Below are 24,162 nucleotides of genomic sequence, written 5' to 3'. Positions count from 1 at the left end.
GGTTGCGCGACCTTCCGGTATGAGATCGCCTTTGACAGTTCTGACCTCCTGTGGGATTGTCCCACCATGATTGTAACTCTAGATGACAAGCGGCGGGTGAGCATCCCGGTGGCCCTGGCGCCGGCAACTCCGGGCGACCAATTCGAAGCGAGCTTCGATGCCGATGAGGATATCGTGATTTTCCGGCGCATTAAACGGAAAAAGGGGTGGCTGGAAATCTGGAAGCAATGCCCGGAGCCCATGGACGACCTTCCTGCGCGCCGCAAAGAGATGCCTAAGAGGGTCAGGCTGTGAGCTGGTTGCTGGACGCTGACGTGCTGTCGCAACCGGCGAAGAACCACGGTAATCGCGCCGTAATCGAATGGTTGGAGCGCGAGCAGGACCACTGCTACACAAGCACCGTGGTGCTCGCTCAAATCGCTTACTGGGTCCGGACCAAACAAGGCCGCAAGCGCGCACGGCTAGAGCAGTGGCTGCGCCGAGGTGTCGAAGCTCTCGAAGGCCGAATACTGAGCTTTAACGTCGCCACAGCTCACGTGTGGGCCGACCAGAAGGTTTCCCTCGAACACGCGGGCCAGCCGATGCCAATCGAAGACAGCTATATCGCGGCAACGGCGCGCCGCCATGACCTTACTATCGTCACAGGCAACGACAAAGATTTCCGCCGACCCGGCCTGAAGGTGTTTAATCCCTTCCGCGAGCGCTCGGAAATCTGAGTGGCTTTCCCGCTGGTTTGCACGCCGTATCGTAGTGTGCGAATCTGTGGGCCGCTAGTCAGCGGAAAAGCCACGTTGACGCTCCTGTCGCACTCAATGTAAATTGTTGGCATGCCGGTTGCCACAGCGCCAAAACCACGCCAGAAAGGAAAGCCGATGGGAGAGGTTCGTGTGACGGTGAAGTTGACGAACGGGTCCGACGAAGTGTTGCACCGCCAGCATAAGCTGCCGGCCGCACGAGTGCGGACCTATCAGGCCCAGGCATTGGTTGACACGGGCGCGGTGCAGACAATCCTTCCGCCGGAGGTGGCCAAACGATTGGGTTTAGGAATTCGGGGCCAGCGCATGGCCGAATACTCCAACGGACGAAAGGAGAGCTTCGGGGTCACCGAACCGCTGCTCGTGGAGATTGCGGGGCGCGATACTGTTGAGGAGGCCTTGGTGTTGGGCGACGAAGTGCTCATTGGACAAACCGTGCTGGAAAAACTCGATTTGCACGTAGATTGCACCAACCGGCGCGTCATCCCCAAGCCCGCCCATCCCGACCAGCCCGTAACCAAGGTCAAATAGTTCGGCGGTGAACTCGAGCTTCACCCGGTAGAAACGCCACTTATTACCTCCTCGGAAAACCGGAACGCGAATACGGAACAAAAGCCGAGCACCGAAAGACCCGGACCAAATGAGCCGCCGCGCCATCTCATTAACACCTCGCTTCAGCGGGGTGCGGCCCGCCTCCATCGTGATGGAAAACCGTTTCAACGGTTTGTCCGGCCACTCATGAGCGCCGAAAAAACCATAGACAAGCTTTTGCGCGGTGAATCGGACGCGAACATCCGCTTCGAGGACATAATTCACCTGCTCCAAACGAAAGGTTTTCGCATGCGCATCTCCGGCAGCCATCATATCTTTACCCGGGCCAGCGTTTTGGAACGTATTAACCTCCAGCGCGAAGGGTCTAAGGCCAAGCCCTATCAGGTCAGGCAGGTGCGCAAAATCCTGGCCGAGTACAAACTGCTATGAAGAAAAACAATAACTATGAGATGATCATTTGGTGGAGCGAAGACGACGCTGCTTTCATCGTGGATGTGCCGGAGTTGCCCGGCTGCATGGCCCATGGGAAAACCCGCACTGATGCCATCAGGAACGCGGAGGACGCCATCGCTTTTTGGATAAAGACAGCCAAAGAGGATGGCCAGACCATTCCCGAACCCAAAGGGCGCCTGCTTTACGCCTGAAGGGGCCAAAGCGGTCGCGCTAGCCGCTCAAACTTTTCCATTTCATGAGGTCACCATTGCCCCAGAACCACATACCGATTGAGCATCCCTACCAGGGCGTCCAGCAACGCCTTTCCATCCACCGCCTCGGCCCACGGCTCCACTGCAACTCCTTCCTGCCATGAATACACGTCCTCGTCCGCGCCGGTCCCTTTCCCTATAGCCTTCCCAAACGCCGCCGCCTTCTCGAACAACCCGCTCGCCTCCCCATCCACTCCCTCATCCAACAGCCCCTCGTTCTCCCCGTTCCCATCTTTGGAAAACCCCTCAGGGTTCAGTCTTCAGCCCACCGACCACCGCCCACCGGTTGCACCAAATTGCAGCAAATTGCGCCAAATTGCACTTCGGCCATTTTACCCCAAATTGACTTCCAACAGATTCTGAGTGTTGGCGTCCATAAACTGTGCCCACCAGCGCGCTTCCCCGCTTTCTTCCTAGCCCGCCGCGCGCACCTTTTCCCAGCGGTTTGCCTTGGCTGATTTGAGCACGGCGTCGCATACATACTGGGTCTCGAGCGCCTCGCGGAAGGTTGGACTGGCCGGTTTGCCCTGGGAAAGGCCAAAAAGAAAGTCGGCGAATTGATGCACGAAACTGTGCTCGTAGCCAATCTGAAGTCCGGGGACCCACCATTTATCCATGTAGGGGTGGTCGCCGTCGGTGACATGGATGCTGCGCCAGCCCCGCAGGCGCCCTTCGTCGTGATGCTCAAAGTACTGCAGCCGGTGCAGGTCGTGCAGGTCCCAGGCAATGGAGGCGTGCTCGCCGTTAATCTCGAAAGTATAGAGCGCTTTATGCCCGCGCGCATAGCGCGTGGACTCGAATGTAGCCAGTGCCCCGTTCTTAAAGCGGGCCAGGAACGCGCAGGCATCATCGATGCCCACTTTTTCAACCTTGCCCGTGATGTTATGTTTGCGCTCTTTGACAAAGGTCTCGGTCATTGCATTGACCTTGTCAAAGGGGCCGTTGAGCCACAAAGCGGTGTCGATGCAGTGCGCCAGCAAGTCGCCAGTGACGCCGCTGCCGGCGACTTTGACATCCAGCCGCCATAAGCCCGCCCCTCCCTGCGGCAAGTCTTTGGAGATCGTCCAGTCCTGCAGGAATTTCGCACGGTAATGGAAAATGCGCCCCAGACGCCCCTCGTCAATGAGCTGCTTTGCCAGAGTGACAGCGGGGACGCGACGGTAATTGTACCAAACCATATTGGGCACGCCGGCTTTTTCAATGGCGCGAACCATGACCAGGCCCTGGGCGCCATTCATGGCCAAGGGTTTCTCGCAAAGGATCATCTTGCCGGCCTTTGCCGCCGCCAGAGCGATTTGCTGGTGCATGTCGTTGGGACAGGCGATGTCGATCAGGTCGATGTCCGGGCGCGCCACGAGCTTGCGCCAATCGGTTTCCTGAGATTCATAGCCCCAACGTTGGGCAAAGGGTTTCAGCTTGGCTGCGTCGCGTCCGCACACGGCCCGCAACGCTGGCCGGCGGGGGAGCTCGAAGAAATTTGGGGCCTTGCGGAATGCGTTCGAGTGGGCGCGCCCCATGAACCCGTAGCCGATAAGACCTATCTTCAATTCGTTCATAGCGTGCTTGTGGCCGACAGCAAATCCGGTCGGCTGGATGGAGGCAAGCGGAATCAGCGGCGAATAAGCGAATGCCGCAAATTGCCGCAAAAGAACGGAAGGATCGCAAAGAAGAAAGCAACCAGGAAGGGTTGCGTTCTTTTGCGGCGGGTTAAGCAGTCCCAGCGCTCCGGGGCAGGGAGAAGAAGAAGGTCGCGCCTTTATCGAGTTCGCCTTCGGCCCAGGTCCGGCCCCCGTGGCGATGGATGATGCGCCGGACATTGGCCAGGCCCACGCCGGTGCCCTCGAATTCAGCCGCCCGATGCAGGCGCTGGAATACCCCAAACAGCTTATGAACGTAACGAATGTCGAACCCCACGCCGTTGTCTGCGACGAAAATGATCTCCTCATTGTTGTTGCCCTTTGCCCCGATTTCGATGCGGGCCAGCTTGCGGGTGCGCGTGTATTTGAGGGCGTTGCCAATTAAATTGAGCATCACCTGGCGCAGCAGGGCGGGGTCCGCTTCAACCTGCGGGAGGTCTGTGAGGACCCATTCCACGTTGCGGGCTTGGGCTTCCTGCTGCAGGTCGCGAATCGCGCCCTGCGCGAGCGCCGCGAGGTCCACTCGAGTTTTCCTCAATTCAGCCCGGGCGGTCCTCGAGAACGCCAGGAGGTCGTCAATCAGCCGCCCCATCTGCCGGGCCGAATCGGTGATTGTTTCAAGATGACGCCGGGACTCCTCATCCAGCCGGGCGGTCCTGCCGCTGCATAAAATCTCGACGAATCCTTCGATGTGCCGCAAGGGGGCGCGCAGGTCATGCGAGACCGAGTAACTGAAGGCCTCGAGCTCGCGATTGGCCGCTTCGAGTTCCGCCGTGCGCTCCGCCACACGCCGCTCCAAATCCAAGTTCAACCGGCGGATTTCCTCTTCGGCCTGCTTTCGCTCGGTGATGTCGTGCGCGATGACCTGCGCGGCGGATTTGCCGGCGAAGATCAGCGGGGCGGCGGCCAGTTCGACATCGACTTGCAATCCATCGAGGCGCAACATTTTCTGTTCGGCGAATGGAACGGGTTTGCCTTCCTCTCGCATGCCGCGCAGCCGTTGCTGCAACGTTTTCCAATCCTGCGCCGGCATGATGTCGCGCACGGGCCGGCCAAATAACTGATCGGCATTGGCAGCCCCCAGCAGTTTGACGCCGGCGGAGTTGATAAAGACGATGCAATCCTCGGTTTGGACGTAGAGTGCGTCAGGGGAAATCTCCACCAGGCTGCGGTAGCGTTCTTCGCTCGAAAGCAGCGCTTCCTCGGCATGCTTGCGCTGGAGCCGAAACTCGGCCTGGCGCAGCGCCCGGTGCAATGCCGGGGGAAGGGAGGCCAGGTGATGCTTGAGCACAAAATCGGCCGCGCCGCTTTTGAGCGCCTTAATAGTCATTTCTTCGCCCAGGGAGCCGGTCACAAATATGAAGGGGACATCCGGTGAGTTCTGTTGGGCTATGGACAAGGCGGAGAAGCCGTCAAAGGCTGGAAGGCCGTGGTCCGAGAGGATGACCGAGGGCTGGAAGCGCTCGAGTTCTCGCAAGAACCCCTCCTCCGAATCGACCCGCTTAAAGCAGAAATCAAATCCCCCCTCCTTCAGGGTATGCTCGACCAACGTGGCGTCATGGGCCTCGTCTTCCACCATTAAAATGCGCAATTTCTTTTCGATAAGCCTGATATGACGTAATCGCGTACTCTACGCGCCGAGTTCCTGCCCCCAAATGGGGTAAAGACCTCACTCAAAGATAATGCGCTTGTCAAACCGGGCAAGTTCAGGCATATCCCTGGCCATGATCTCTCGCCTGATTTGCCTGTGTGGAATGCTGCTGGCTTTTGGGTTAAATGCCCAGGGTCTTAAGCTGCCTTCCCTCACAATCGCGGGCACGACATACACTAATGTGACGGTGCTGGGGGTCAATACAACCGACATCTATTTCAATTACGACGGCGGCATCGCCAATGTGAAGCTCAAGTATTTACCCGCCGATTTGCAGAAACAGTTCCATTATGATCCCCGGACAGCGGCCAAAGCGGAGGCAAAACAGCTCGACGAGGATGCCCGCTATCAAAGTTTTATAGCCTCGACTGCGGCCGCAAACGCAGAAGCAAAGGCCGCTTCAGCCCAAGCTTTGCCTCAGACTTCTGAACAGAGCCTGGCCGACCCCGTCTCGGACCAGTCGCCGATCGGCAAAGCAGCTCCGCCGCTTAAAATCGACCGGTGGCTGCAGGACAAGCCCGACCTTGACGGCAAATTCGTTCTTGTCGCTTTTTGGGCGCCATGGAGTATTCCATGCCGAAAGGCGATCCCGGAATGGAATGCCCTTCAAAAGAAGTTTGCCGATAAATTGGTTGTAATCGGAGTCAGCTCCGGTCCCGAGAGCGATGTGACGGATATAACCGATCCTAAGATCGCTTTCCCGCTGGCAATTGATACCAAGGGAAAATTGATTGAAGCGGCGGGCGTGACCAGCCTTCCCTGTGTGCTTCTGATCGATTCCAAGGGCATGGTCCGCTACCAGGGCCACCCAGGCGCCATTACAGAAAAGAAGCTTCAGGAAATCTTTTCCGAGTCGGAGTAAAGAACCTCTCTGTTAGAGCTTGGTTTTAGATTCCGTGACAGGCGCTAATTGCGCCTGCGCAGCACCAAGGGCTCACTCAAGTTCCCGAAGCGGTCAAGCGCGCGTAGCGCGATTACCGTTGGCAACGGCTGGCCCAATGCGCAGGAGACTTCCCAACCAGGCAGAATCCGCGTCGTCCAATTCTGGCCGGTGCGGGTCTGCAGAAGCCATAACCAAGCCTTTTGCTGGGTCGCCGGCCCCCAGCGCGCTTGGACTTCACCACCGCGAGGCGCGATGGTGAGCGCCGGTTTTTGCGGTCTGGCGGACTCCAGCCACGGCATGGAAGGGACCAGGGCGGGCTGCGCATAGACCTCGCGTTCCAAAGCCGCATCCAAGGCCTCATTGCGCATTAGGGCCTTCATATCCCAATGTACATGACCGCCCACGCCGGGCTGTCTGCGGGTCAGGCGGATTTGCTCGATGATCTCCTCCGGTTTCCAGCGGCGGCCCACTTTGGTCGTATCCAGGCCGGGCGCAAGCAACCGGCCCTTTGTATTCTGCCCCGCCCACCAGCGCAGAAGCACCGGAAAACTTTGCTCAGGCGGCTCGATGCCCCAATAGAGCTGTGGCGCGAAATAATCGACCCACCCGTTCATGAGCCATTTGCGCGAGTCGGCATAAAGTTTTTCATAAGGATCGAAGCCCTGGATTTGAGGGGGATTGTGCGGACGCCAGATGCCGAACGGGCTGATGCCAAATTTGACCCACGGCTTGGCTGCCTTAATCGACTGATAGACCGCATGAATAAAGCTGTCCACATTCTCGCGCCGCCAGTCCTCGCGATTGAGCTTGCCGCCTTGTCCATACTTGCGCCAGCTCGCGCCATCGGGGAAATCGAGTTCTTTGCCCGATGCATCCTGCTCTTTGTAAGGATAGAAATAATCGTCGAAATGGACGCCATCGATGTCGTAGCGCCTCACCACGTCCATGACGACCCGCAGCGAGTAGGCCTGCACCTCCTTTTCGCCCGGGTCCAACCACAAGGATTTTCCATATTGGCGGACCATTTGCGGATGGGTCCTGCTGACATGGTTGGGCGCAATCGGTGATTTGGCGAGCGCTTGCCGGGCGCGATACGGATTGAACCAGGCGTGCAATTCCAGCCCGCGCTTGTGCGCCTCCTCGATGGCAAAGGTGAGCGGATCATAAAATGGCTCGGGCGGTTTGCCCATCGTCCCGGTAAGATACTCAGACCATGGCTCGATGGATGAGGCATAAAGGGCGTCGCAGGTCGGGCGCACTTGAAAAATAATCGTGTTCAGTTTCAAATGAGCGGCGCGGTCAAAAATGGCCACCAACTCGGCTTTTTGGCGGGCGGTGCTCAGGTTGTTGGTCGATGGCCAATCGATGTTGGCAACGGTAGCCACCCAGGCGGCCCGCATCTCGCGCATAGGGTTGGGAGGCATTTCCGAGGAGGGCTCGTAAGTGAAAGTCTGGGCGGCGCGCCCCGCCGCCACGCTTCCGATGGCGGCAACGGCTATTGCCAGAAGACCAGCGCGCGAAGTTTTCATTAAATTTACTTGAAATCAGGGCCTGGATTAGGCAATAATGACCTGACAGACAAGAAAGCATAGCAAAACAGCGGAAACTGGCACAATTCAAATCTCGGTTCCTCACCAATTAGTTGTGCTCCGACGCTGACGGTGCGCTGTATATTGTGGTTTTTCGCTTTACTAAATTAAGCGAGTATGCTCTCTTTTCTCAAATATCATGTATCTGAAGAATCTAACTGTTTTAGGGTTCAAATCATTTGCAGATAAGACCGCCCTGAACTTTCAGCCCGGTGTAACGGCCATCGTGGGCCCCAATGGGTGTGGTAAGTCGAACGTCTCAGACGCTATACGTTGGGTACTGGGCGAACAGTCCGCCAAGGCCTTGCGTGGTGATGAGATGGCCGATGTGATTTTTAACGGCACCGATGGCCGCAAACCGCTCGGCATGGCTGAGGTGTCTTTAACCATCGGCGGAGTCGGGGAAGAACGGCTGCATGCGGCGGGAGTGGAGATTGCCTATGACGAGGTCACCCTCACCCGGCGGGTTTTCCGGGATGGCGGCAGCGAGTATTTCATCAATAAGACCCCCTGCCGGTTGAGGGACGTGCAGCAGTTGTTCATGGGTACCGGCGTGGGGAGGACAAGCTACAGCATCATGGCCCAGGGGAACATTACCCAAATCCTTTCGAGCAAACCGGAAGACAGGCGGATGATCTTCGAGGAGGCCGCTGGAATCACGAAATACAAGGCGCAGAAGAAAGAGGCCCTGCGCAAGCTGGAATACACCGAGCAGAACCTGGTGCGGGTCGAGGACCTGGTCCGGGAAGTCAAACGGCAAATCGGCTCTTTGCAGCGCCAGGCAGGCAAAGCCCGCCGATACAAGCAACTCTCGCTGGAGTTGCAACATCTGGACACACAACTCGCGCGCCACCAATTTGATGTGCTCCAGCGAGAAATCCAGGAACGGCAGGCCGCCGCCGAGGCTCTGCGCAATGAAATCGAATCCGGGTCAGCGCAAGTCTTGAGGTGTGAGGATGAAATTGCCCAACTTCGTGAACGTCTTGCGGCTTTGGAGCAGGAGATCGGCTCCCGGCAGCAGCGTGGTCTCGAATTGAAAGGGGATATGGACCGACACGAGAGCCGGATTCAGTTCAATGAGGAACGATTGCGCGAATTGGCCGCGCAGAATACCCGGGCCTTGGCTGAGATTGCCCAGGCGGAAGAACGTCGTCACATTGCGGACCAGGAGTTAACGGCTGTTGCGGCCAAGCTCGATCAGTCCCAGGCTGCATTGGCCGGTCATCAAGGCACTTTGAGTGTACAGGAGGCTGCTCTTCGCCAACTCGAAGCCGACGTGCGCGCCTGCCAGGAAGCACTGCGCCAGGCGCAGGCGGATGCCTTTGCCGCTGCCCAGGATTTAACTCGCGTGCGCAATGAACTCACCGCGTTGGACCTCCAGAAGCAGGGCAATACCGTGCGATTGGAGAAACTCTCAGCCGAGAAGATTCAGCTTGAAGAGGAGCGAACACGCCTCGAGACGCGCTTGCAGGAATTCGCAGCGGATGTGCAGGCCGAGAAACTCAACGCGCAGAACCAGCAGGGAACGGTCCAGCAACGGCAGAACCGGTTGCGCGAACTCCAGGAAGAGCTGCGCCGGGCAACGGTCGAGCAGGACCAACTGTTGCAACAGCAGGCCGAAAAACGCTCGCGCCTGAACGTCCTCGAGCAGCTCCAGGCCGGCCACGAAGGTTTCAGCGAAGGCTCGCTCGCTGCCCTGAAACAATCCCGCCACGTTTTAGGTTCGCTGGTGGATAAAATTCGCGTCCCGAACGAATTCGTCACGGCCATTGAAACGGCCCTAGGCCATCACCTGCAGGTCGTCCTGACCGAACAGCCCGAGTCGGCCCACGAGATTCTCAACGACCTGAGCGCTAACCGGCTGGGACGCGCGAGTATCGCCCCGCTCGCCTTCATGCGCAATGGCAATGCGGCCACCAGCCCATCTGGCCCGATTCAGAATCCCTCTTTGAACGGTGTTCCCCTCGAAGCCGTGTCGGTCGTCGAGGGAGAAAGCGCTGTGCAGCCTTTGCTCGAACGTCTGCTCGGCCAGACCCGCATCGTGCGCGACTTAAATGCGGCCACTGCGGCTTGGCAGCAGAGCCACGGTGCTTTCTCTTACGTAACCCTCGCGGGCGAGCTGCTCAGCCGCCATGGGATTTATACTGGCGGCCATGCGAACGGCAATGGCAACGGCAAGGGCGCTGCCTCGCTCCTGGCCAGAAAGAACCAGATTGCGGATTTGCAGGCCGTGCTCGGCCGGCTGCAGGAGTTGATTGCGGAAACCAGCCGCCGCAAAGGCTCGTTGCAAAGCGAGCAGACCGAATTGGAAGCGGGCCTGCAACAGGCCCAGACGGACCTGCGCGCCCAGGAAGTCGCCATCGCGACCCATGAAGGAGAATTCAACGCATTGCAAAACTCGCGCCGGTTGCTGCACCAGAAAATCGACACGGTGGTATTTGAGGTCCAGAGCCTGGCGGCCCAGGAACAGGAGGGCCTTGAAAAGCGGTCTTTACTTGCTACACGGGCGGGTGAATTGGAGACGCGTGAGCAATCTTGTCAGGCCCACGTTACCCAAAGGACAGCGCAGTTGGAGAGTTTGCGCCAGCAACGCGATGCCGCCAATGCCGGCCTCACCGAGAGCAAGGTCGCCCTCGCCACTGAGGAGCAGATGTGCGCCTCGTTCAGGCAACAAAGGGAATCCCTGGCGCAGCGCCTGAGCGAGCTGACTCAGATGATACAGCAAAAGCGAAACGAGACCGGCTCGTTTATCGGACGCAAGGAGCAGGCGGAATCCGAAATCCAGGATTCGCGCGCGCAGATTGCGGGGTTGCAGCACGACCGGGAGAAAGTGAACGTCGAGTTGGGCGAGTTGTTGGCCCTCAAGCACGACCAGGAACAACAGATTGGCCAACGGGAAGAGCTGTTGCGCGAGCAGCGCCGCGTTTTGGGCCAAACCCAGGAACGCCGGGGCAGTCTCGAAGTCGAGTTGGCCCAGAAGAATATGGCCGTGCAGAACCTCCGAGAACGGGTTCAACAGAAATATCATCTGAACCTGGACGACATCCGCAGCGAATGCATCACGATTACCTTTGCCGATGAAGGCCCGGCCCGGGTGCATGTCATGTCCCCCGAGGAGATGGCAGCGGCAGGTGGCGCAACCGATTGGCAAGCGGTGGGGCAACAGATCGAGACGTTGCAGAAACGCCTTGATGAGATCGGCCCGGTCAACCTGGTGGCTATCGAGGAATACGAGGAAACCGAACAGCGCTATCAATTCCTGAGCAAGCAGCACGAGGACCTCGTCCAGGCCAAGGCCCAATTGCTTGAAGTCATCAATCGCATCAACACCCAAACCCGCGAGATGTTCCGCGAGACCTTCGAGCAAATCCGCGCCAATTTCCGAACGATGTTCACCGAGGTTTTCGGCGGCGGCAAAGCCGACCTCGTCCTAATGGATGAAAACGACCTGCTCGAAAGCGGCATTGACATCGTCGCCCGCCCGCCCGGCAAACAGTTACAGACGATTTCTCTTCTCTCGGGCGGTGAGCAGACGATGACGGCTGTGGCGCTGCTCTTCTCCATTTACCAGGTCAAGCCCAGCCCATTCTGCGTTCTGGACGAACTGGATGCGCCTTTAGATGAGTCAAACATCAACCGGTTCATCCGCGTGCTGCAGCGGTTCATCGAGAATTCTCAATTCATCATTATCACGCATAACAAACGCACCATCGGCATGGCCGATGTGCTCTATGGTGTCACCATGCAGGAACACGGCATCAGCAAGATTGTCAGCGTCAAATTCCACAAGTCCGATGAGCAGTCGAACCTGCAGCCGCCGGCCGCGCTCGAAACCCCCGCCACAACGCGAGGCATCGACGCGGAGGATGACGCCGCGCACAACCGGGACGAGACAATCGAAGTGGTCATGGCGAAGTAGGGGAAGGCTGACTTAACTGCACGGTAACATTAAAGCCGGAATTTTACGCCGGCATGCCAGCCATCCGGGCCGGCATCCAAACTCAGGGCTTCTTCAACCTCGTCCACCTGGAAACAATGACAAAGGTGGATGTATTTGTACGCTGACGCGACCCTTTTGCCCAATCCCAATTCGCTCGCCGCCAGAAAAAGTCCGTAGGCCAAACATCTGCCCTTGAGCTTTTTTTTGCGTCGGCCGAAGACACCGTCCCCTTACCAAACTTGATTGGTATCGAAAGGGCGGAGAAATATCAGACCGCCAGTGGCGTGACGTGCTCGGCGTGGTCAAAATCTCCCCTTCGGAAGGGGAGAGGGAGAAGCATCGTCAGATTTAAGATTTAATTCATGTCAGGGACTCCTGAGTTTATAGTAACGCCCTGGCTTCATAGGCCAACAGCACCACGCCATTGACATAAAGGGCGGCCAGGGCGTCGTCGATGGTGATGCCCCAGCCGCCCGGCAGGGCCTGGCTTTGGCGCACCGGCCAGGGTTTCGTCACATCGAACAACCGGAATAAGGCAAAAACCACGAGAGTCAGAGGCCAGCAACGCCCGGAAAAGAAATAGCCGGGTTCAGGCAGGGAGCCGGTTTCTCGAATCTGGATGAGCACCCAGGAAAAGAAGCAAATCGGCATCGCTGCGATCTCATCGAGGACGACAGAGCCCGGGTCCTTCTTCCCCAGAAGCTGCTCACCGATGCCGCAAAGCCAAACTGAAACCCCAAGGCCCGCAATCGTTCCGGTGACCAAGGCCCAAAAGCTCCCCGTAGCCAGCAGTAGCTCGAACCAGAATACCCCAAGCACCGAGCCAAAGGTCCCTGGCGCAACCGGGATGCGGCCCAGTCCGAATCCCTGGGCCACCCAAAGCAAGAATTCATCCAGCCAATCGGCGGAGGATTGGACAACGTTGCTTGGCAGGCCCTTTGCCGTCAGCAGGACCAGCACCAGCAGCACAATCAAAATGATTTCGGTCAGGGACATGGCCGCTCATCACATGTCGTCCAGATAAAGCCGGCGATTCCTCCACAGATACAGCCATCCTGAGACGAACGTGAGCAATACAGCCACCCATATTGAAATCTCCGCAACCCACCCCACCCAGGATGCATGGAAAATCTCAAGGCCGAACACCGTTTTGCCCGCAGTGCCCCATTGAAGATAGCTGTGCAGGACGAGGATCGAAATAATGGCGACGATTTGTGAAATCGTTTTGTGTTTGCCATAGCCTTCTGCGGCCAGCAGGACGTTTTTGGAAGCAGCCAGCAAACGCAAGCCGGTAATGGCCAACTCGCGGGCCACAACGATGACCACCATCCAGGCGGGCATCCAGTTCAACCCGACAAAAGCAATAAAAGCGGAGCAGACCATGATCTTGTCTGCCAGGGGGTCCATCAGAATCCCGAAGTTCGTGATGAGCCGGTCGCGCCGGGCAATGTAGCCATCCAGAAAGTCAGTAATCCCCCCGGCGATAAACAATCCCAAAGCGACGGTTTGATGGAATGGCACGCCCGAAAACATCACTGCCAGGAAGGCAACCGTCAGGACAAAGCGCGAAACGGTGAGCTTGTTCGGCAGGTTCATTGAGGTCTCAGGCGGCAGCCACCAGGGGCGAACTGGTTCTCAGCCGCGAGGCGGCCCAGCGCAACATCCGTTCTGTGGCCTCCCAGCCCACACAGGCGTCGGTGATGGAAAGGCCGTAGCGCAGATTGGACGGGCTGCTGGGGAAAGGTTGATTGCCCTCTTCCAGGTAGCTCTCCAGCATCAACCCAATCAGGGCCTGGTTGCCAGCGGCCCGTTGCTCGACGGCGCTGCGCCAGACTTCCTCCTGGCGGGTGTGTTGTTTTCCGGAATTCGCGTGGCTGCAATCGACCATCAGCACCGGCGGCAGGCCGGCGGCTGCCAGTTTTGCCTCTGCGTCGCGCAGGCTGGCGGCGTCGTAGTTTGGCCGGGAGCGGCCACCACGCAAAACCAGGTGTCCCACCGGGTTGCCTGTCGTGCGGATAATGCTGGTAATCCCCTCCTGGTCAATCCCAAGAAAACTGTGCGATGCGCGCGCCGAGAGCATAGCGTCCAATGCAATTTGCAAACTGCCGTCGGTGGCATTTTTGTAGCCTACTGGCATCGAGAGGCCGCTGGCCATCTCCCGATGAGTCTGCGATTCGGTCGTGCGCGCGCCAATGGCGGCCCAAGTCACCAGATCATCGATGTACTGCGGAATGATAGGGTCGAGAAACTCCGTTCCAGCGGGCAATCCCATTGCCGTGAGTTCCAGCAACAGGCGCCGCGCCTTCTTTAATCCATATTCGATATCATAGCTCCCATCCAGGTGCGGGTCGTTGATTAAGCCCTTCCATCCAATGGTGGTTCTGGGCTTTTCGAAATAGACCCGCATGATGATCTCCATCTGACCTTGGAGTTCCTGGCGCAAGGCGCTCAGGCGGGTGCCGTACTCCAAAGCGCCATCCAGGTCATGAATCGAGCAGGGCCCCACGACAGCCAACATCCTGGGGTCGCGCCGCTCCAGGATGCGCGCGACCACTTCACGTCCGGCCACTACCGTGCGGTTGGACGCTTCGGTTGCCGACACTTCCGCCTTAAGCGCGCGCGGGGTTAACAACCGCACGGCTTCTTTTACTCTAAGATTCTGGGTCGGGCGCATCGCGGGGAGTATAACCAGAGGCTGTCCCAGCGAAAGCCTGGAATCGCGGGTTGCTGCGGGCTTGCAACCGGGGCCCGGCGAAGCTAATCTTTCCACCGCCTCACTATGGACTATGAAGTGCTTCATTATATAAGCGGCGAAGAGGTCCACGCGGGCGACCGGGTGGAGCATCAGGGCGCCTTTGCAACCGTCGTTTTTGTCAGCAATGGTGAATCCGAGGAATTCGCTCCCGGTTTCGAGGACTACTCCGGGACGGAGCGCGGTGTTACGATTTCCGATGATGATGGCGGTGTGCGCTACATCGGCGAACCGGATGAAATGCTGACGTTTGTGGATCGGGGCTAACCCCCGCGGGACGAGCCGCGTTTGAAGGATGTGACGGGCGTTGCGGTTTTTATCAAACACCTTGTGGCGCTCCCGGGCACGGATTTGACTTATGAACAGGGCTTTTAAAGCGGTCGCGTATCTTGTCCTCGCATTGTGCGTGGCAGGATTTGGCTACTATTTTGGCCACGAGCATTCGCGGGTGGTTCACGAGACGCCCGGGGCCTCGCGCTCGGAGATGATGGCATTTCTGGGGGCGTTTCTCCTGGCGTTAATTCTCCTGGGCTGCCTGTGCGCTTACGATCTCTCCCATTTCTTTGGCGGACGCGCCGAGCAATGGTTTCTGCAGGGTGGCCGGCCCGTCGAACCCGGCCCAGAACTCGATGAGGCAGAACGCATCCGCAAGGAAGGCAATCCGCTGGGGGCTATCCAGGTGCTGCGCGATTACTTGCAGCAACACCCCGATGGTTTGCACGCCATGTCGCGCATCGCCGAGATTTATAAAAATGATTTGGAGAACTATTTGGCCGCCGCCTTGGAGTACGAAGAGTTGCTCAAGCACAAGCCGCCTGCAGAACAGGCCGCCTGGACCGCCCTGCACCTGGCCAAGCTCTATGGCCGCCTTAATGAACCCGAAAAATCCATGGCCCTTTTGGAGCGCATCGAAAAGGACTTCGGCCAGACTGTCGCCGCTCGCCGGGCCAGGGCTGCCCGCAATCAACTGCGCGCGATGGGCGACGAACCGGAACCCGAGACCTAACCGTGTCTGAATCGTACATACAGAACCTGTTTGCCCAGCGCATTGGGGGTAAGCAATATGGCAAATCCCACGCGATCTACAAATTCGAGAAGATCAAACGCGCCCGGCGCGCCGCCATGCTGGCTCATCCCGAGCGCGAGATTCTCGACCTTGGCGTGGGCGAACCGGATGAGATGGCGTTTCCTGAGGTGGTTGAAAAGCTCTGCAGTGAGGCCCGAAAACCCGAAAACCGCGGCTATGCGGATAATGGAGACGCAGTCCTGAAACAGGCCGCGGCGCGTTACCTGGAACGAGTCTGCGGGGTAAAGGACATCAATCCCGAAACTGAGGTGCTCCACTCGATCGGGAGCAAGGCCGCGTTATCCATTTTGCCGGCCGCCTTGATAAATCCGGGTGATTATGTGCTCATGACTACCCCGGGTTACCCTGTGTTCGGCACCCACGCCAAATACTACGGCGGTCAGGTTTATCAGTTGCCTTTGACAGAGCGGAACCAGTTCCTGCCGGATTTGCGCTCGATCCCTGCCGAGGTCCTGAGCCAGGCAAAGGTCCTGGTTCTGAATTATCCGAACAACCCCACGGGGGCTGGAGCCACTCCGGCCTTCTTCGAGAAGGCGGTCTCTTTTGCCCAGGAGAATCGCCTGGTGATTGTGCATGATGCGGCCTACGCAGCGCTCGTATTCGACGGCAAGCCCATGAGCTTCCTGGTCACGCCCGGGGCAAAGGAGGTCGGTATCGAGCTGCATTCGGCGAGCAAGACGTTCAACATGACCGGCTGGCGCTGCGGGTTCGTCGCCGGAAACGAACTGCTGGTCAAGGCCTACGGCGACATCAAGGACAACACCGATTCGGGGCAGTTCCTGGCTATTCAGCACGCCGCTGCTTATGGATTTGAGCACCCAGAGATAACCGAACAAATCGCCGCGAAGTATTCGCGCCGCATGAATGGACTGGTCGAGGTCCTGGCCCGAGCGGGTTTCAAGGCGCGCAAACCACCAGGCTCCTTCTTCCTCTATGTGGGCGCGCCACGGGCTGCCATTTCAGCGGATGCGAAGCGAATCGAATTTAACAATGCCGAAAAGGTCTCCCAATGGCTGATTTCCGAGAAGCTGATTTCGACTGTGCCCTGGGATGATGCCGGAGCTTACTTGCGGTTCAGCGTCACGTTTGTTGCCAAAGACCTGGCCGAGGAAAGCCGCATCCTGGGCGAGATCGCCCGAAGGCTTGAAGATGTCCGGTTCGAGTTTTAAAACTGGAGCAGTAAGTTAGAATATGATTGCTCCGCAGTGGGTGATGGGTGTTGTGCTGGTGTTGTTAGCGGCCCGATGGGCTTCGCAACTTGGGCTCGAGCGTTTGAACCGCCGGCACGTCTTGGCGCGAGCTCATGGGGTCCCCGAGGCCTTCAAAACGGTCATCGATGAGCCGGCTTATGCCCAATCTGTGCGCTATACCCTGGCTAAAAGCCGCCTTCACCAGGTGGAACTCAGCTATGATGCCCTTCTCCTGGCCATTGTGCTCTTCAGCGGCATCCTGCCATGGTGCTTAGCCTTTTTTATCCGCAGATTTGGCCCCTCGGCCTGGGCCATGGCCGCTTGCCTGTTTCTAATCGGCCTGCTCTTATCGCTGACTAACCTGCCCTTCGATTGGTATGCCCAATTCCGCCTGGAAGAACGCTTCGGATTTAACACCAGCACTCAAAGAGTGTGGTGGACAGATCGGGTCAAGGGCCTGTTGCTGGCCTTGATTCTCGGTTATCCACTGGCGCTGTTGATACTGAAGCTAGCCGAGTGGACCGGTCGATGGTGGTGGTTTTGGGCCTGGGGAGCGCTTCTGGGCTTTCAACTTGTGATGGCTGTGCTGGCGCCCATTCTCATCCTCCCTTTATTCAATAAATTCACACCCCTTTCTGAAGGCAGCCCGCGCCAGCGGCTGTTGGCTCTGGCGGCGCGCACCCATTTTCCCGCCCGAAAAATCCAGGTGATGGACGGCAGTAAACGCTCCCGCCATTCCAATGCCTTCTTCACCGGGTTTGGCCGGTTCCGGAAAATCGTCCTGTTCGACACGCTTATGCAGCAGTTGACCGAGCCTGAACTGGAGGCGGTTCTGGCTCACGAAATCGGGCATTACAAAAAAAAGCATATCCTCAAACTCCTGGCCGGTTCGGCCTTGGTGTCTCTGGCAGGGTTTTATCTTCTGGGATTACTGGCGCAAGCAAGCTGGTTTTATAGCGCTTTCGGTTTTGTGCCGGGCAACATTGCCCCGGCGCTGTTGTTATTCGCGCTATTATCAGGAATCGTTACGTTTTGGTTTTCGCCCTTGGCCCATTGGTGGTCGCGCCGGTATGAATACCAGGCAGACGCCTTCGCAGTGCGCGTTCTCAACGAGACCCGTTCCCTGGTGGGGGCATTGCGCAAACTCAACGAGCGAAACCTGTCCAATTTAACCCCGCACCCCGTTTATAGCGGTTTTTATTACTCGCATCCCACTCTGCTGGAAAGGGAGCGCGCTCTGGAACGGCTATCGGGCGTCACTTAACTGAATCACGTCCTGTTCCGTAGCAGCCAACGTGGCGTCGGCTGCTACGATCTGACGAGAATAAGGACTTGCAGGGAGGCCCTTTTACCGTCGCTTGGTGCGGAGCGAACTGGTAGCCTTGGGAGGATGCCCGGCGCGCCATTGATCCCTTTACATGCTGATTCTGCGGCCATCCAGCCTCGGAGCATCCTGCTCATCAAGGCTCACAGCGCCGGGGTAGGCGATCTGTTGCGCAGTTCGGCTGCCTGGCGCGCATTGCGCAATCGCTTTCCGTATGCTGAACTGCATCTCTGGTTTCTCACGCGCGACCCTGGCGCCGCTTCCGAACAGCTCATAGCCCGCCATCACTTGCTAGCCAGTTTCCAGGTCTCTGACAAACGGACCCAGGGCATAGCCGGTTGGAAACGGCTCCTCCGCGAGGCCAGCGCCGTAGCCTCCCGCACCCGGCCAGATTTGATTGTGGATTTCGAGCCGAACGGGTTCCGCACCTCGCTTCTGGCGCGGATTCTGGGACGCCAAACGGGCGCCAAAAGCATCGGCATCGCGGAAGTTCCGTTTCGAGCGTGGTGCTACAATCTGGCTGCCCCCTCAGCCGGGACTTATGCGCGGAGCCATGGGATGGCCGTGCCCCTGGAGTATGCGGAGCGCGATTTTGTAGCGCTGGCAGCTTTGGGTATCGCCCGGGGCGGCACACCCATCGAGTTGCAGGAAACCGAAGAAGGCCGTGGGTTTCGAGCGCGCCTGCTCGAACAACCCGGCATCAAGGGCGCCCAACGGCTGGTGGGCCTTAACATTGGCTGCGGCACCGCGGGGGCTGAAGGCAAACGACCGCCGCTGGACCTTTTGGCGCAACTTGTCACCGAGTTGCAGCGCCGACATGCTTTTGCTCTCGTGCTCACCGGCGCGCCCTTCGAACAGGAAATCAACCGGCATTTTCTTGCCCGCTTTCAGGGCGCCTGCCCGGTGCTCGATCTGTCCGGACACACCAGCATCCTGGAATTGGCCGGCGCAATTAAGGCGTGCAGTTTGTTCATTTCGAGCGATTCGGGTCCTTATCATATGGCCGTGGCATTGCGCGTTCCGACCCTGGCCCTGTTCCGCTCAACCTCTTCGGAGCATTATCACTCGCATGGCTGGGTCCAGTGCCTGGTAGCCAGAGATATCCAGAGCTTGCCCGCCGTCCTGAAAGCGGCCGAAGGGCTTTTCTGCGAAGCAGGCTGACAGGCACCGGCAATCTGAAGCCAGGGCCAGTGACAACGTAGCTGCCAATCGGCGGCTTCTGGTCATTCCCCGGTTTCAGTGGCGCCGATTTTGATTGAGCAACTTGCGCCGATTTTGTATCCAATAATCTCGAATTCGCGTGCAGATGGAAAATCAACCCGGCAACGGTATTCTCGAGGAATTTCGGATCGAGTTCCTCTCGGTTTGGCATCGGCTGCCGAATAAGGTTTTTTTCCTGGTCTTGCTGGCAGCCTGGCTGGCGTTATTCGAATTTTTGGGCAATTCAACGTTCGGTTATGCAGCTACCCCTTCGCTGTTGCGCTGGATGTACATTGCCTATAGTGGCGGCGGCAAGAGCCTCTTCGAAGCCGACGAGGGTTACGCAGTCCTGATCCCCTTGGTGGTGCTGTTTCTATTCTGGTTGAAACGGCGGGAACTGCTGGCTCTTAAACTGCAATTCTGGTGGCCCGGCTTGCTGTTGGTCGGCCTTGGCCTGGGAATACACGTCCTTGGGTATATCGTGCAACAGCCCCGTCTGTCGATCATAGCCCTGTTCATTGGCGTGTACGGGCTGACCGGCCTTGCCTGGGGCTGGCCCTGGTTGCGGGCCTCTTTTTTTCCTTTTATTCTCTTTGGTTTCTGTGTCCCGCTGGGGTCACTGGCTATCCCGATTACGTTTCGGCTGCGGCTGCTGGTCTCTGAGTTGGTCGAGTTCGTGTCGCATTTCTTCCTGGCCATCGACGTGATTCGCCAAGGCACCAGCCTGATCGATCCGTCCGGTCACTACCAATATGAGGTCGCCGCCGCCTGTAGCGGCATTCGCAGCCTGATTGCCACGCTGGCTTTGGCTGTCATTCTGGGCTTTAGTTCCTTCCCGGCCTGGTGGAAACGACTGACTATGATGGCTGCCGCCGTCCCTCTAGCCGTCCTAGGCAACCTGTTGCGGATGTTATCGATCATCATCGCGGCGGAAATCGGGGGTCAGAAATTGGGCAATCGCGTTCACGATGGGGGTCCTGGCGGCATCCTGAGCTTGCTTCCTTACGCGCTGGCATTCCTCGGACTCTTGCTCCTGGAACACTTTTTGCGCGGGCGCCGTCCCAAATCAGCCGATGCCCCGGCGCGCTCCGAACAGCCATGAACACGCTGAAATGGAGTTGTTTTGTCCTGGTTCTTGCCCTGATTGGGGGCACGGCTCTGTTTTTGGCGCCGCTGCGGGCTCATCAAAAGCTGGGCCCCCCCGGCGTCCGCACGCACCCGCTGGCTGGCAGCAGCCGGCTGCAAGTCGATCTGCCTGAACGAGTCCTTTATTACGATTCACAGTGGATTGATGTGGATGACATCACCAAAGGAACTCTGCCTCCAGACACCAGTTACGGCCATCGCCGCTACACCGCCCCGGACGGCTTTAGGCTGGATTTGAACGTGGTGCTCATGGGTGGAGACCGGACGAGCCTGCACAAGCCGCAGTTTTGTCTCGAAGGCCAGGGGTTGCACATCGATCAGGCCGCCTCGGAGCAGGCCCAGGTCCGCGTTGGGAGTCCTTGCGCCTACGATTTGCCGGTGGTTAAGCTCATTGCGACGGGCCGCTTTACCCCCAGCGGTGGACCGCCCCAGACAGTTCGAGCCGTCTATGTGTATTGGTATGTAGCCGATGATGCGCTAAGCGCCAGCGCCTCGGGTTTCCAACGCATGTATCTGATGGCCAAAAGAGTCATTCGCACCGGCGTGCTCCAGCGCTGGGCCTACGTCAGTTGCCTGGCCTTATGCGAGCCCGGCCAGGAAGATGCCACCTTCGAGCGCACCAAGGCATTCATCGCTGCGTCGGCCCCGGGATTTGAGCTTTATCCCAAGGCCCCGACGACCGCCGCTTCCCTTCATCCATAAGACCATGTTGCGCCGCGACCGCCTGATTCGGATGCAGGTCCATCAATTCATGGACGCGGCCATCTTTGCCGTGAGCTTCTCGCTGGCTTACATGCTGCGTTCCAGCGAGGTGATCATCCAATCGTTTCATTTGAATGAAGTCCGGCCACTCGAGGAATATGCCTGGCTCTTCTTCATCCTGATTCCCGCCGCGCCACTGGTCCTTGAAGCCCAGGGCTTCTATAACCGGGCGCTGTTGTGCTCGCGCGCTTCCACTGCCTGGAGCTTATTCAAAGGCTGCGCCCTGACGGCCCTGATCTTGATTCTTGCCTTGTTCCTCTCACGCCGGGAAGTGGCCCGCTGGGTGCCCATCTGGTTTGGGTGCATCAGTTTCAGCCTGGTGTTTCTCAAGGAAGAACTGCTCATGCGCGCTTTCCGAAGCAAGGTCGCCCAAGCCCAGTTCCGGCGCCGGTTTCTGCTCATGGGCACCGTCGAGGAGACTGCCCGCATGCGCAACGAGCTGAGGTCCAAATCACCCGAGGCCTTTGATGTCGTAGCCGAATTAGACCTCAACCAGACCCCCGTCGAGCGCCTGGTCGAACTGCTCCATGAGCACTCCGTCAACGGCGTTATTGTCAGTTCCAAACGCTCCTTCTTCGACCAGGTCGAAACCGCCATCCGCGCTTGCGAGCTCGAAGGGGTCGAGGTCTGGTTGCTGGCGGACTTTTTCAAGACCCAAATTTCACACACCACCTTCGATGATTTCTACGGCCAGCCCATCATGGTATTTCGCTCCGTGCCGGAGGCCTCATGGCAAGGTGTGCTCAAGCAATTGGGCGATTTTATCGGCGCCATCCTGCTGCTGATACTCTCGGCGCCTTTCCTCTTTTTGGCTGCCCTCGCTATTAAGCTCACCTCTCCGGGCCCCATCCTGTTCCGCCAGCAGCGCTCCGGGCTCAACGGACGGCCCTTTACCATTTACAAATTCCGCACCATGGTTACCAATGCAGAGCAGGTGAAACATGAATTGGCCGCCATGAACGAGATGACCGGGCCGGTTTTCAAGGTCACCAAAGACCCCCGCATCACACCCGTCGGCGGTTTCCTGCGCAAATTCAGCCTCGATGAATTCCCGCAACTTTTTAACGTGCTCCGTGGCGAGATGAGCCTCGTCGGCCCGCGGCCTCTCCCGGTCGATGAGGTCCGCCGCTTCCATGACATGGCACATCGGCGCCGCCTCAGCGTCAAACCGGGTCTGACCTGCCTGTGGCAAGTCAGCGGGCGTAATAACCTGCGCGACTTCCGGGATTGGGTCCGCCTGGACCTCGAGTACATCGATAACTGGTCGCTCTGGCTCGATTTTAAAATCCTTTGCCGCACAGTCCCGGTCGTGCTGACCGGAGCGGGGGCCAAGTGAAGAGCCGCCCGGGAAGCAACCCCGCGCGGCGTTCGACTCCCCTCCGCCCCCCGGCCAGCGTCGTCACTGGCGCCGCCGGCTTCCTCGGGTCGCACCTGACGGATTTGCTTCTGGCGCGCGGGCACAAGGTCATTGGCATCGATAATTTCGTCACGGGAACGGTCGATAACATTTCGCACCTGGGCGGTAACCCGAATTTCAAGTTCATCCAGCAGGATGTGACCGAGTTCCTGTTCCTGGATGCGGCGGTGGATTACGTCTGGCATTTCGCTTCGCCGGCCAGCCCCATTGATTATCTCGAATTGCCCATCCAAACCCTCAAAGTGGGCTCGTTGGGCACCCATAAAGCCCTCGGGTTGGCCAAGAACAAAAACGCCCGGTTTTTGATTGCCTCGACCTCGGAGATTTACGGCGACCCGCTGGTCCACCCGCAGACGGAGGATTACTGGGGCAATGTGAATACGATCGGCCCTCGCGGGTGTTACGACGAAGCCAAGCGCTTTGCAGAGGCCATGACCATGGCCTATCACCGCGAGCATAAGGTCCAAACCCGTGTCGTGCGCATCTTTAACACCTACGGGCCGCGCATGCGCCTGAATGACGGACGGGTTGTCCCCGCCTTCATCAGCCAGGCGCTCGAGAATAAGCCGCTCACCGTCTTTGGGCGCGGCCTCCAGACCCGCAGCTTTTGTTATGTATCGGACCTTATCGAGGGCATTTACCGGTTGATGTTGAGTGATTACAACCTGCCGGTGAATATTGGCAATCCCGCGGAAATGACCGTGCTCGATTTTGCCAAGCAGATTATCCGCGCCACCGGTTCCCGAAGCCGGGTTTCCTTTAAGCCCCTGCCGCAGGATGACCCCAAGCAGCGCCAACCCGACATCTCCCGCGCCCGCAAGCTCTTGGGTTGGGAACCCAAAGTCCCCCTCGACCAAGGGTTGGTGCGCACCATCGAGTATTTCCGCAAGAAGGTGTAGCATGGGCGGGGCCGGAACAACTTGCTCATTCGGACTGCCTGCAGCCGCGTCACGCCGGCCCGTTAAAACGCATCTATAAGCCTATGAAGCCTGTCGTTGGGTATCCAGAAGATTTGGAGAATTACCGGGGCGATGATCGCCAGCCTAAGCATCCCCTGCGGGACAGCCCGGAGGTCTCCATTGTCAGCGAGTGAAGATACGGCAACATAACCCAGTGGAAAAAGGACCCAAACCACAAGCCTCTGGCTTTTCGGAACTCGACGTTTGAACCATTCTCCTAAATCGCGCCTCGGAATGCTCTTTTTGCGCTGCTCCGTTCCGGCCTCAGTTTCAGTTGCATTGGCCGCCGGATTGTCCAAGCCACCAGAAGATTGGGCCGGATCGCTATAGGAATGAAAACTAAACAGAGGATCAGCCCAATCAGCGCCCACAAGCCGTAGAACCAATCCATCAACCTAGCTCACAAAAAAGCTGTCGGCGAGGCGCAGCCCAAGTCGGAAGGCCTTTCGCCGCGGCGCCTCGAGCTCGGCGGATCGATGAGAATAATCCATCATTTCTCACGCATGGGACGGCCTAATTTGTCACATGCACCAGCCTTTGCCAAATTACTGTTCTCCGTGGTGCGGTGGGAAGAGCCTTTGTCGCGGCTTGTCATCCACTGGTCATGGACCATG

Annotated in this window: 24 protein-coding genes; 16 read left to right on the top strand and 8 right to left on the bottom strand. The window is 58.2% G+C overall.

What is annotated here, in order from left to right:
* The first annotated feature begins 66 nt into the window (after positions 1 to 66).
* The 5 genes from VG146_02275 to VG146_02255 all read left to right on the top strand — a co-directional run bounded on the left by VG146_02275 (position 67) and on the right by VG146_02255 (position 1,951).
* Complete coding sequence (locus tag VG146_02275) at positions 67 to 294, top strand: hypothetical protein (GenBank protein ID HEV2391170.1); 228 nt, start codon at positions 67 to 69, stop codon at positions 292 to 294.
* On the top strand, positions 291 to 716 hold the full coding sequence (locus tag VG146_02270; GenBank protein HEV2391169.1) for a PIN domain-containing protein: 426 nt from the start codon (positions 291 to 293) through the stop codon (positions 714 to 716). The genes VG146_02275 and VG146_02270 overlap by 4 nt, the downstream gene beginning before the upstream one ends.
* 111 nt (positions 717 to 827) lie before the next feature.
* Positions 828 to 1,286 carry a retroviral-like aspartic protease family protein gene (locus tag VG146_02265; protein ID HEV2391168.1) on the top strand — a complete coding sequence of 153 codons (459 nt, stop codon included), beginning with the start codon at positions 828 to 830 and terminating at the stop codon, positions 1,284 to 1,286.
* Between the two features lie 207 nt (positions 1,287 to 1,493).
* Complete coding sequence (locus VG146_02260; GenBank protein ID HEV2391167.1) at positions 1,494 to 1,736, top strand: type II toxin-antitoxin system HicA family toxin; 243 nt, start codon at positions 1,494 to 1,496, stop codon at positions 1,734 to 1,736.
* The gene (locus VG146_02255; protein HEV2391166.1) at positions 1,733 to 1,951 is read left to right on the top strand and encodes a type II toxin-antitoxin system HicB family antitoxin; all 219 of its coding nucleotides are present in this window, start codon (positions 1,733 to 1,735) and stop codon (positions 1,949 to 1,951) included. The genes VG146_02260 and VG146_02255 overlap by 4 nt, the downstream gene beginning before the upstream one ends.
* Positions 1,952 to 2,001: 50 nt before the next feature.
* On the opposite strand, the gene VG146_02250 is transcribed toward VG146_02255, so the two are convergent.
* The 3 genes from VG146_02250 to VG146_02240 form a co-directional block, all read right to left on the bottom strand.
* A complete protein-coding gene (locus VG146_02250) occupies positions 2,002 to 2,217 on the bottom strand; it encodes a hypothetical protein (protein HEV2391165.1) in 216 nt (71 codons plus the stop codon).
* Between the two features lie 207 nt (positions 2,218 to 2,424).
* Positions 2,425 to 3,567, bottom strand: coding sequence for a Gfo/Idh/MocA family oxidoreductase (locus VG146_02245; GenBank protein ID HEV2391164.1), 1,143 nt, complete (start codon positions 3,565 to 3,567; stop codon positions 2,425 to 2,427).
* Between the two features lie 151 nt (positions 3,568 to 3,718).
* Entirely contained in the window at positions 3,719 to 5,239 is a 1,521-nt protein-coding gene (locus VG146_02240; protein ID HEV2391163.1) for an ATP-binding protein, read from the bottom strand.
* A 133-nt stretch (positions 5,240 to 5,372) separates the two neighbouring features.
* Between VG146_02240 and VG146_02235 the strand changes: the two genes are divergently transcribed.
* Positions 5,373 to 6,161 carry a TlpA disulfide reductase family protein gene (locus VG146_02235; GenBank protein HEV2391162.1) on the top strand — a complete coding sequence of 263 codons (789 nt, stop codon included), beginning with the start codon at positions 5,373 to 5,375 and terminating at the stop codon, positions 6,159 to 6,161.
* 44 nt (positions 6,162 to 6,205) lie between these two features.
* Here the strand turns inward: VG146_02235 and VG146_02230 are convergent, their stop codons facing one another.
* The gene (locus VG146_02230) at positions 6,206 to 7,711 is read right to left on the bottom strand and encodes a family 10 glycosylhydrolase (GenBank protein HEV2391161.1); all 1,506 of its coding nucleotides are present in this window, start codon (positions 7,709 to 7,711) and stop codon (positions 6,206 to 6,208) included.
* Between the two features lie 199 nt (positions 7,712 to 7,910).
* Between VG146_02230 and smc the strand changes: the two genes are divergently transcribed.
* Entirely contained in the window at positions 7,911 to 11,690 is a 3,780-nt protein-coding gene (gene smc / locus VG146_02225) for a chromosome segregation protein SMC (protein ID HEV2391160.1), read from the top strand.
* 29 nt (positions 11,691 to 11,719) lie between these two features.
* Here the strand turns inward: smc and VG146_02220 are convergent, their stop codons facing one another.
* From VG146_02220 to VG146_02205, 4 genes are all read right to left on the bottom strand, one after another.
* Positions 11,720 to 11,893, bottom strand: coding sequence for a hypothetical protein (locus tag VG146_02220; protein HEV2391159.1), 174 nt, complete (start codon positions 11,891 to 11,893; stop codon positions 11,720 to 11,722).
* Positions 11,894 to 12,092: 199 nt separating this feature from the next.
* A complete protein-coding gene (locus VG146_02215) occupies positions 12,093 to 12,707 on the bottom strand; it encodes a phosphatidylglycerophosphatase A (GenBank protein ID HEV2391158.1) in 615 nt (204 codons plus the stop codon).
* A gap of 9 nt (positions 12,708 to 12,716) precedes the next feature.
* On the bottom strand, positions 12,717 to 13,307 hold the full coding sequence (gene pgsA / locus VG146_02210; protein HEV2391157.1) for a CDP-diacylglycerol--glycerol-3-phosphate 3-phosphatidyltransferase: 591 nt from the start codon (positions 13,305 to 13,307) through the stop codon (positions 12,717 to 12,719).
* 7 nt (positions 13,308 to 13,314) lie between these two features.
* On the bottom strand, positions 13,315 to 14,385 hold the full coding sequence (locus VG146_02205) for a 3-deoxy-7-phosphoheptulonate synthase (protein ID HEV2391156.1): 1,071 nt from the start codon (positions 14,383 to 14,385) through the stop codon (positions 13,315 to 13,317).
* A 105-nt stretch (positions 14,386 to 14,490) separates the two neighbouring features.
* On the opposite strand from VG146_02205, the gene VG146_02200 reads away from it, so the two are divergent.
* The 9 genes from VG146_02200 to VG146_02160 all read left to right on the top strand — a co-directional run bounded on the left by VG146_02200 (position 14,491) and on the right by VG146_02160 (position 23,488).
* Complete coding sequence (locus VG146_02200) at positions 14,491 to 14,730, top strand: hypothetical protein (protein HEV2391155.1); 240 nt, start codon at positions 14,491 to 14,493, stop codon at positions 14,728 to 14,730.
* A gap of 91 nt (positions 14,731 to 14,821) precedes the next feature.
* Entirely contained in the window at positions 14,822 to 15,469 is a 648-nt protein-coding gene (locus tag VG146_02195) for a hypothetical protein (protein ID HEV2391154.1), read from the top strand.
* Positions 15,470 to 15,471: 2 nt separating this feature from the next.
* Positions 15,472 to 16,719 carry an LL-diaminopimelate aminotransferase gene (locus tag VG146_02190; protein HEV2391153.1) on the top strand — a complete coding sequence of 416 codons (1,248 nt, stop codon included), beginning with the start codon at positions 15,472 to 15,474 and terminating at the stop codon, positions 16,717 to 16,719.
* Positions 16,720 to 16,741: 22 nt separating this feature from the next.
* Positions 16,742 to 18,004, top strand: a complete 1,263-nt coding sequence (locus VG146_02185; protein HEV2391152.1) for a M48 family metallopeptidase — start codon at positions 16,742 to 16,744, stop codon at positions 18,002 to 18,004.
* A 141-nt stretch (positions 18,005 to 18,145) separates the two neighbouring features.
* The gene (locus tag VG146_02180; GenBank protein HEV2391151.1) at positions 18,146 to 19,225 is read left to right on the top strand and encodes a glycosyltransferase family 9 protein; all 1,080 of its coding nucleotides are present in this window, start codon (positions 18,146 to 18,148) and stop codon (positions 19,223 to 19,225) included.
* Positions 19,226 to 19,370: 145 nt separating this feature from the next.
* Positions 19,371 to 20,366 (top strand): exosortase/archaeosortase family protein, encoded by a 996-nt coding sequence (locus VG146_02175; GenBank protein HEV2391150.1) that lies wholly within the window; start codon positions 19,371 to 19,373, stop codon positions 20,364 to 20,366.
* Positions 20,363 to 21,112, top strand: coding sequence for an exosortase-associated EpsI family protein (locus VG146_02170; GenBank protein ID HEV2391149.1), 750 nt, complete (start codon positions 20,363 to 20,365; stop codon positions 21,110 to 21,112). Before VG146_02175 ends, VG146_02170 begins: the two co-directional genes overlap by 4 nt.
* Positions 21,113 to 21,116: 4 nt before the next feature.
* Entirely contained in the window at positions 21,117 to 22,508 is a 1,392-nt protein-coding gene (locus tag VG146_02165) for a sugar transferase (GenBank protein HEV2391148.1), read from the top strand.
* Positions 22,505 to 23,488, top strand: a complete 984-nt coding sequence (locus tag VG146_02160; protein ID HEV2391147.1) for a UDP-glucuronic acid decarboxylase family protein — start codon at positions 22,505 to 22,507, stop codon at positions 23,486 to 23,488. The genes VG146_02165 and VG146_02160 overlap by 4 nt, the downstream gene beginning before the upstream one ends.
* Positions 23,489 to 24,162 lie beyond the last annotated feature (674 nt).

This window comes from Verrucomicrobiia bacterium, assembly GCA_035946615.1.
GTDB lineage: Bacteria > Verrucomicrobiota > Verrucomicrobiia > Limisphaerales > UBA8199 > DASYZB01.
The sequence above is the reverse complement of the archived record's forward strand: the minus strand, read 5'-3'. Positions and strand labels throughout refer to the sequence as shown.

Coding starts and splice junctions, on each gene's coding strand:
- VG146_02185 (HEV2391152.1), top strand. CDS start 16,742: ATGATTGCTCCGCAGTGGGTGATGGGTGTTGTGCTGGTGTTGTTAGCG.
- VG146_02275 (HEV2391170.1), top strand. CDS start 67: ATGATTGTAACTCTAGATGACAAGCGGCGGGTGAGCATCCCGGTGGCC.
- VG146_02265 (HEV2391168.1), top strand. CDS start 828: ATGCCGGTTGCCACAGCGCCAAAACCACGCCAGAAAGGAAAGCCGATG.
- VG146_02200 (HEV2391155.1), top strand. CDS start 14,491: ATGGACTATGAAGTGCTTCATTATATAAGCGGCGAAGAGGTCCACGCG.
- pgsA (HEV2391157.1), bottom strand. CDS start 13,307: ATGAACCTGCCGAACAAGCTCACCGTTTCGCGCTTTGTCCTGACGGTT.
- VG146_02245 (HEV2391164.1), bottom strand. CDS start 3,567: ATGAACGAATTGAAGATAGGTCTTATCGGCTACGGGTTCATGGGGCGC.
- VG146_02205 (HEV2391156.1), bottom strand. CDS start 14,385: ATGCGCCCGACCCAGAATCTTAGAGTAAAAGAAGCCGTGCGGTTGTTA.
- smc (HEV2391160.1), top strand. CDS start 7,911: ATGTATCTGAAGAATCTAACTGTTTTAGGGTTCAAATCATTTGCAGAT.
- VG146_02255 (HEV2391166.1), top strand. CDS start 1,733: ATGAAGAAAAACAATAACTATGAGATGATCATTTGGTGGAGCGAAGAC.
- VG146_02170 (HEV2391149.1), top strand. CDS start 20,363: ATGAACACGCTGAAATGGAGTTGTTTTGTCCTGGTTCTTGCCCTGATT.
- VG146_02230 (HEV2391161.1), bottom strand. CDS start 7,711: ATGAAAACTTCGCGCGCTGGTCTTCTGGCAATAGCCGTTGCCGCCATC.
- VG146_02195 (HEV2391154.1), top strand. CDS start 14,822: ATGAACAGGGCTTTTAAAGCGGTCGCGTATCTTGTCCTCGCATTGTGC.
- VG146_02175 (HEV2391150.1), top strand. CDS start 19,371: ATGGAAAATCAACCCGGCAACGGTATTCTCGAGGAATTTCGGATCGAG.
- VG146_02260 (HEV2391167.1), top strand. CDS start 1,494: ATGAGCGCCGAAAAAACCATAGACAAGCTTTTGCGCGGTGAATCGGAC.
- VG146_02165 (HEV2391148.1), top strand. CDS start 21,117: ATGTTGCGCCGCGACCGCCTGATTCGGATGCAGGTCCATCAATTCATG.
- VG146_02215 (HEV2391158.1), bottom strand. CDS start 12,707: ATGTCCCTGACCGAAATCATTTTGATTGTGCTGCTGGTGCTGGTCCTG.
- VG146_02235 (HEV2391162.1), top strand. CDS start 5,373: ATGATCTCTCGCCTGATTTGCCTGTGTGGAATGCTGCTGGCTTTTGGG.